Genomic DNA, 6719 nt, shown 5'->3' with positions numbered 1-6719 from the left:
TACGGTTAGGAACTTTTTCTATATACATGGCTATCATTTTAGCAAATGGAGAGAATTCTTTTCCATTAAGAAATGTTACAAATTACATGGGTACATTAAGATAAGTTAAGGGGGTGCATCCATTGATGGATAAGGGTTTTCAGCTATTGTGGTATATATGTATGGGGGAAGTTCAGATATCAAAGCTTTTGGCTTAACCAATTAGGTCTTAGATTCGGTCGAGTGACTCTTAGATTATTACAGATATATCAGCAGCTGCCTGTAAGCATCCCACCGAAAAACTAATGCGCGGGGGGTTTGGGGGCGGCGCCACGCCCCCAACGGGGGGTTTGGGGGGTAGAACCCCCCAAAAGCTTGGATTGAGTAATAAAATCGGAAGTAACGCCCGATTTTAGCAGAGAGTTTCCCATTAAAAATGCCAACTTGGTAGATTTACAAAAATGAGATACACCCGTTAGGTTTGTCTAACACACCAGAGAAAATTAACCCTTTTGGCTATTGACAATATTTTGTGATGGTTTTTCGGCTAATTTTTGAGCAAGATTTAAGATATCGGAGGGGATCATAATGATGGTACTGGTGTTATTTTCCGCTCCAATTTCCGTTAACATTTGTAGGCGGCGTAATTCCAAAGCGGCGGGATTTTCCATGATTAATCGGGAAGCTTCCGCTAATTTTAGGGAGGCTTCCTGTTCTGCGGCAGCTTTAATCAAACGGGCGCGTTTTTCTCGCAATGCTTCCGCTTCCTTGGCCATAGCTCGCTGCATAGCGGTGGGAATTTCCACATCTTTCATCTCCACCCGTTCGATATCAATGCCCCAAGGTTCGCTAATTTCATCGACAATTTGTTGGACTGCTTGATTAATTTTGTCTCGTTTTTGCAAGACATCATCGAGACGATTTTGACCAACTACATTTCTTAAAGTGGTCATGGCCGCTTGGTAAACGGCCGCAGAATAGGATTCGACTTTGTTAATCGCTTTGCTAGGATCGATAATGCGATAGTAGAGAACCGCATTAACCTTAATTGTGACATTATCGGCGGTGACAGTTTCTTGCGGGGCGATATCGACGGTTTTGGTGCGAATATCCAGCTGCATTTTTTGGTCAACTAGGGGAATGATCCAGTACAGTCCGGGGCCTTTGGTGTCTTGATAACGCCCTAGACGAAAGATAACACCACGCTGGTATTCTCGATCGATTTTAAAGCCATTTAACCCCAGAATGCCCGCTATCAATAGGAAGGATGCTAAAAATTCCATATTAATTACCACTTATCGGGTTCAAGTTAATCGGTGTGCGGTGACATCTCAATTGCCATCTCCTCGCTCCTGACCACTAATACATTCATTCTAGAGAGTAACCGGGCTGTCGGGGAAACTCATAACGAAATATTACAATTTTTAGGAATTGCCCAACCAGCAGGGATGACTCGACTTCCAGACCCCGACCTGAGATAAACTACAGAATGTTATCAGAATTTACCTTGATATTATGAGCGTAGTTAGCCAAGTCATCCTCAAAGCCGACGACGAACTTCGTTATCCTAGTAGTGGTGAACTACAGGGTATCGGGCAATTTTTAAAAACCGGTGAGCAGAGAATTCGCATTGCCGAAACTCTCGCTGACAATGAGAAAAAAATCGTCGATCAGGCTCAAAAACAACTGTTCAAGAAACGTCCCGATTATAGAGCGCCGGGGGGCAATGCCTACGGTCAGCGTCAATATAATCAATGCTTGCGCGATTATGGTTGGTATCTGCGTCTAGTTACCTATGGGGTATTAGCCGGAGACAAAGGACCGATCGAACAAACCGGTCTGATCGGGGTCAAAGAGATGTATAACTCTCTTAATGTTCCCGTCCCCGGCATGGTGGAGGCGATTCGTTGTCTCAAAGAGGCCGCTTTAGGTCTTTTGACTCAAGAGGATGCCGTGGAAGCAGCCCCCTACTTCGACTTTATCATCCAGTATATGTCCTAAGCGATCGGGACAATCCCAAGGGCCTGAAGTCTGAAAAGGGGCAATTTTCGTCTCTTTCAGGGTTCAGGCTTGACTTTTTTCAGTGATAACTGATAACTGATAACTGATAACTGATTATGTTTTGGCGCATTATACTACTTACTTTTCTGATTCCATCGGTCTATGGGGTGTTTGGCTGGTCGATCGCCCATGAGCGTTTATCATGGAGTGATTGGTTACTTGCCCGCGGTGATGAGATGAATTGGACTCTCACTAGCGAATGGCTAGAAATCATCATCTATATCCTAGCGGTAGGGGTTATCCTCTCAATTGCCCTAGGATTAACTCTGTTTAGTCACTTAATGCCGCTATTTTTCCGCAGTTGGTTTAAAAACGATATTAGTGCTGTATTATCAATTCTCGGCTGGTCTTTGGCGGTAGTCTTTATCTTCCACAAGTGGGCGGTATTTAGTCGAGTTTTAATCCTCTTAGCCGCCACTATCCTTGGTCGTCTAGAACTTCAGGAAGCAGGTTACAATAGGTGGCAAGTTTTCCTGATGCTCACCATCCTCTGCTTAGGTAGTTTTGGCTTGGGAATTTGGGCTTATAATCTTTGGGGTCACGAATTTCATCGAGTTACTACCGATTAATCTTATCTCTAATCTTTAAAAAGTATGCCCAAAAAAAATAACGATACGCTCAAACGAGTCTTAATTGTTTCCTCTGGTTTAGTATTTCTGGCTTTAATGGTGGTGCCAACTTTAGGTTTATTGAAAAATAATAATTCTAATTCCCCCCAAGGCAATCAACCCGGGCAACAGGCAACTATTCCCCCCGAAAAATTAGAAGAAATGGTCAAAGGTTACGAGAAAATTCTCGAACGTGAACCAGATAACCCCACTGCTTTGCAAGGACTGGCCCAAGCTCGCTTACAGTTAAAAGATTTTATCGGAGCCAGAGAACCTTTAGAAAAGTTATATCAAAAATATCCCGACAATCTGGAAGTTATGCTAGTTCTTTATGGAACAAGATTACAAACTCAAGACGTTTCTGGAGCTAAAAGTATCCTAGAAAAATTAGTCAAAAACTATCCCCAAGAACCGAAGTTTAAAGAAGAATTAACTCGCTTAAATCAAGCGATTGCGGCAGCTTCTAAACAGCCACCCCCAGAACCTAAAAAGTAATGAAAAAAGAATTAATCATCGAAGTTGGGCGAAGTGAAAGACAATATCGAGAATTTTTTATTTCTTGACTTGTTGCGATTATCGACATTGCTTGGGCATTACTGCGGCCCTTCTTCGGTAAATTAGCCACTTTAGCTAGGGTTTGCTGAATAAATCTAAAAATCTTGTTGGATAATATTTTTAGGCTTTTTTGAAATCAAAAAGTGCCAGCCCTTGGAGTGATCGGGGGGGAAATTTAGGCACTTTTTCCCTGAAAATTAGGTAATTGACCCCCTGAAAATGGGTAAAACCCTACACCCCACACCCTACACCCTACCCCCACGAAAAACTTTTTCAGCAGACCCTACCTAGGAATAGCCCTGCCCCCTAGACGACTAGAAAGAAACTTCGCTAATATCATCTAACCCTGACATTAGCTAACTTTGTTAGATAAGAACTTTTTTAAGAATTATGGTCGGCCTATAATAGTAACTGTAGTCACCCCTATCCTTTAGGGATAATTCTTGGTTTAGGGTTGATGTCCTTCAGCGCAAGCGAGATTGGTTATGAAAATTAGCGAACTAGAAAACTACTTGGCTCAGGTTAAGTTAGAGATTGGTGACATCGATATCGTCTATCAATGTCACAACCAGCACTATAGTTGGTTGGACAAAATTAGAAGCCATCAACTGAAAGTGTTAAAAAATACCGCAGACACTAAATTATTAATTTCTCTGTGATAGCCATTTTCTCTTGCTAGATGCCGGCAAGGTAATCCAGTCTGTCTAATCTGCTTAACAGTTTATCTTTTCTTCACTGTCGATAGGTTCTTAAACCAGCCGCGTCGCCAAAAGAAAATGATTAAACTGAAAGCAACCGTTAGCATCAACACCCAGACGAATACATAGCCCCAATACCATTCTAATTCGGGCATATTATAAGGGGATTTATCAGTATTAAAGTTCATGCCATAAATACCGACAATGAAGGTGAGCGGGATAAAAATCGTCGAGATTACCGTTAAAGTTTTCATAATCTCGTTCATTTTATTACTCACGGAAGACAGGTAAAAATCCATTAAACCATTGGCAAATTCCCGGTAATTTTCGATAACATCGAGAATTTGTACCACATGGTCATAACAGTCTCTTAGATAGGGTTTAATGGTTGTATCGATGACAATATACTCATCGCGTAAAAGCGCATTGAGGGTGTCCCTTTGCGGCCAAATTGCTCGTCGCAGGGAGAGTAATTCCTGACGCAGTTGGTAGATTTTTGATAAAATTTGTTCCGTGGGACTAGCTAAAATTTCGTTTTCTAACTCCTCGATTCTTTCTCCGTAGGACTCTAAAACAGGAAAATAACCGTCAATAATGGCATCCCAAATCGCATAGGCTAAATAACCCGATTTTTGCTGCCGGATGGAACCTTTATTTAAACGTATTCTTTCCCTAACTCCCTCTAAAGAATCGTATTGTCCTTCTTCCTGCACGGTTAAAACATAATTCTTCCCGACTATTAAACTGATTTGTTCTAGCAAAAAACCCTGATGATCGATCAGGATGGCCATTGGCACTATAATTAAAAGATAATTCTCGCATTCTTCCACTTTTGGTCTTTGGGGAATACTGACTATATCCTCAAGGGTTAAGGGATGTAAATGAAAAATTTCCCCCAACTCTTGCAGTTTATCCTCATTACCCAAACCGACGATATCAATCCAAGAGATGGAATCATTGGATAAATATTTAAGACAGTCTTGAGGTAAAAGATTATTAACTCTAGTGGCTTGTTGAGAATTATAATTAACTAAAAATATCTCGGTAGCAACGGCATTTTCATCGATGGTGATTAACCCCGGCATCGTCCCGGGTTGATTATAGTGATAATCATAAAGGTGGGGTTTTGTCTGGGAGGATTTTCGCCCTTTTTTATACCTAGTTAATCTTTTGTTATTGCTCATAGTTGAGATCGATCGCTGTTGGCCTTTTTCTTAGCATTGATCACTCAAAAATTCCTCAATTTTTAGCTAACTTTAAGATTGTCCGAGACTCTTAAAAAACGAAGATTAAACGTAAATGCCAATTGTTAGCCGTTTCTCTCTCGATTTCGATGCGACGGATAAACTCGCGAAAATAAAAACGGCGCTCGATTTCCGATAAATCTCGCCAAAATTGCGGAAAAGCAACGGCACGAGCGATAATAGTCAGGTTATCGGGGGGTAATTGGTCTAAACGTCCTTGAATCTGCGCGATCTCGTTTTTCAGTTTATAGGCCCGTAGATTAGCCGTTTCTTGATCTAAAATTCCCGCCGCTTCTAGGGAGGGCAATTGGGACAAAATATCGTTTTTTTGCCCTATTTCCTCGCTCATTCCCCGTTTGATCCCCTCTAAATCCGGTAAAGATATCTGAGCGATCGTCGGTGGTAGGTCTTGACAAATGCGCTCGATTGTGCTATTGAGAATTTTTTCATAAGCGATCGCCGAACATTTTTTTGTCCGGGGACATTGCAAAGGTCGCAAATAGAGGTATTCTAGACCCTTTCCTCGCGCTGTCACTTTGGTAATCGTCATCCCCGATTGACATTGACTACAGACGACTAAACCCGCTAAGGAACGCGGGGCGCTGGCACTGCGGGGGGGTAATTTGCGATTATTTCTCAGGATGCGATCGATCTGGGCTGCTTCTTCCCGGGAGATAATCGGGGTGTGGGTATCGGGGATAATATCTTGACCGAGATAGCACAAATCGCCGCGATAAACGGGATTGGTCAGCCATTTATGGGCAGTAGCTACCGATATCTTCTTACCATAGCGTTTTTCTAGATAGCGCACCGTGGAACGCAGGGAAGCGGAAATCAAAAAGCGATCAAAAAAGTCTTTGACTACTGGCGCGGTACTGCGATCGAGTATATAACGCTCCTTGCCACGACGATAACCGTAGGGTGCTTTTCCGGGGGGAGGCAAAGCTTGCAGACGATTGTGAGCGTGACCTGCTTTTAAACGATTACTTAGTTCGTTTTTTGATATTTCTTGCAGAATCTTGGCAAAATTCAGCTTATAATCTGGGTCTTCTAGGGCAATTATATCTATGTCGAGGGCTTCTAAGGATTGTAAAATTTTGCTAACTTCTGTGCCATTGTCTCCCAATTCTGCTAGGCGACGTAGGATCAGCAGTCGGGGGGGAGTCCCTTGACAATCGCGGAGCAGTTGCTGCCGTTGTGAGCGATCGCCAAAATCCTGATACACTTGTTCGGGAGAATGGTCCCAAATCGAGGCATCGGGGGGACTATCAAGCAGGGGATTGGTATAGGTGTAGGCGATAATTTTCATGTTTTGCCGAAATCCTGGTATAGATAAGCTGTACTGCCTTGAAACCGCGTCTTGAAAAGTTTAGTACAAATGCTCGAACTACCTCTCCCCGCTCCCAACTCCGGCACTCATAGACAGTCTTAACCAGTAATTTAGATAGGGTTTGCTGAAAAAGCTTTTCCTGGGGGCAGGGTGTGGGGTGTGGGGTGTGGGGTGTGGGGTTTTACCGATTTTGAGGTAGTCAATTACCTAATTTTCAGGGAAAAAGTACCTGAATTTTCCCCCC

Annotated in this window: 7 protein-coding genes; 4 read left to right on the top strand and 3 right to left on the bottom strand. The window is 42.7% G+C overall.

All coding sequences use genetic code 11. The annotated features are described in order from the left end of the window. Positions 1–482: 482 nt before the first annotated feature. Positions 483–1262 (bottom strand): slipin family protein, encoded by a 780-nt coding sequence (locus PX482_RS13505; RefSeq protein WP_002759460.1) that lies wholly within the window; start codon positions 1260–1262, stop codon positions 483–485. 232 nt (positions 1263–1494) lie between these two features. On the opposite strand from PX482_RS13505, the gene PX482_RS13500 reads away from it, so the two are divergent. From PX482_RS13500 to PX482_RS13485, 4 genes are all read left to right on the top strand, one after another. Then, positions 1495–1980, top strand: a complete 486-nt coding sequence (locus PX482_RS13500) for an allophycocyanin subunit alpha-B (protein ID WP_002759464.1) — start codon at positions 1495–1497, stop codon at positions 1978–1980. A gap of 116 nt (positions 1981–2096) precedes the next feature. Beyond that, positions 2097–2609, top strand: a complete 513-nt coding sequence (locus tag PX482_RS13495; protein WP_002759468.1) for a hypothetical protein — start codon at positions 2097–2099, stop codon at positions 2607–2609. Positions 2610–2633: 24 nt separating this feature from the next. Further along, positions 2634–3143 carry a tetratricopeptide repeat protein gene (locus PX482_RS13490; RefSeq protein ID WP_288122546.1) on the top strand — a complete coding sequence of 170 codons (510 nt, stop codon included), beginning with the start codon at positions 2634–2636 and terminating at the stop codon, positions 3141–3143. A gap of 545 nt (positions 3144–3688) precedes the next feature. Next, positions 3689–3862, top strand: coding sequence for a hypothetical protein (locus tag PX482_RS13485; protein ID WP_002804198.1), 174 nt, complete (start codon positions 3689–3691; stop codon positions 3860–3862). A gap of 62 nt (positions 3863–3924) precedes the next feature. Here PX482_RS13485 and corA read toward each other — a convergent pair whose 3' ends face one another. After that, a complete protein-coding gene (corA, locus tag PX482_RS13480; RefSeq protein WP_288058598.1) occupies positions 3925–5085 on the bottom strand; it encodes a magnesium/cobalt transporter CorA in 1161 nt (386 codons plus the stop codon). A gap of 91 nt (positions 5086–5176) precedes the next feature. After that, on the bottom strand, positions 5177–6454 hold the full coding sequence (locus PX482_RS13475) for a recombinase family protein (protein ID WP_002759474.1): 1278 nt from the start codon (positions 6452–6454) through the stop codon (positions 5177–5179). Positions 6455–6719: the final 265 nt, after the last annotated feature.

The organism is Microcystis sp. M53602_WE12 (assembly GCF_030065455.1).
Classification (GTDB): Bacteria; Cyanobacteriota; Cyanobacteriia; order Cyanobacteriales; family Microcystaceae; genus Microcystis; species Microcystis aeruginosa.
The sequence above is the reverse complement of the archived record's forward strand: the minus strand, read 5'-3'. Positions and strand labels throughout refer to the sequence as shown.

Bases quoted from the DNA above. Each gene is read 5' to 3' on its own strand.
- PX482_RS13475 (WP_002759474.1), bottom strand. From the start codon at position 6,454: ATGAAAATTATCGCCTACACCTATACCAATCCCCTGCTTGATAGTCCC.
- PX482_RS13505 (WP_002759460.1), bottom strand. From the start codon at position 1,262: ATGGAATTTTTAGCATCCTTCCTATTGATAGCGGGCATTCTGGGGTTA.
- PX482_RS13495 (WP_002759468.1), top strand. From the start codon at position 2,097: ATGTTTTGGCGCATTATACTACTTACTTTTCTGATTCCATCGGTCTAT.
- PX482_RS13485 (WP_002804198.1), top strand. From the start codon at position 3,689: ATGAAAATTAGCGAACTAGAAAACTACTTGGCTCAGGTTAAGTTAGAG.
- PX482_RS13500 (WP_002759464.1), top strand. From the start codon at position 1,495: ATGAGCGTAGTTAGCCAAGTCATCCTCAAAGCCGACGACGAACTTCGT.
- PX482_RS13490 (WP_288122546.1), top strand. From the start codon at position 2,634: ATGCCCAAAAAAAATAACGATACGCTCAAACGAGTCTTAATTGTTTCC.
- corA (WP_288058598.1), bottom strand. From the start codon at position 5,085: ATGAGCAATAACAAAAGATTAACTAGGTATAAAAAAGGGCGAAAATCC.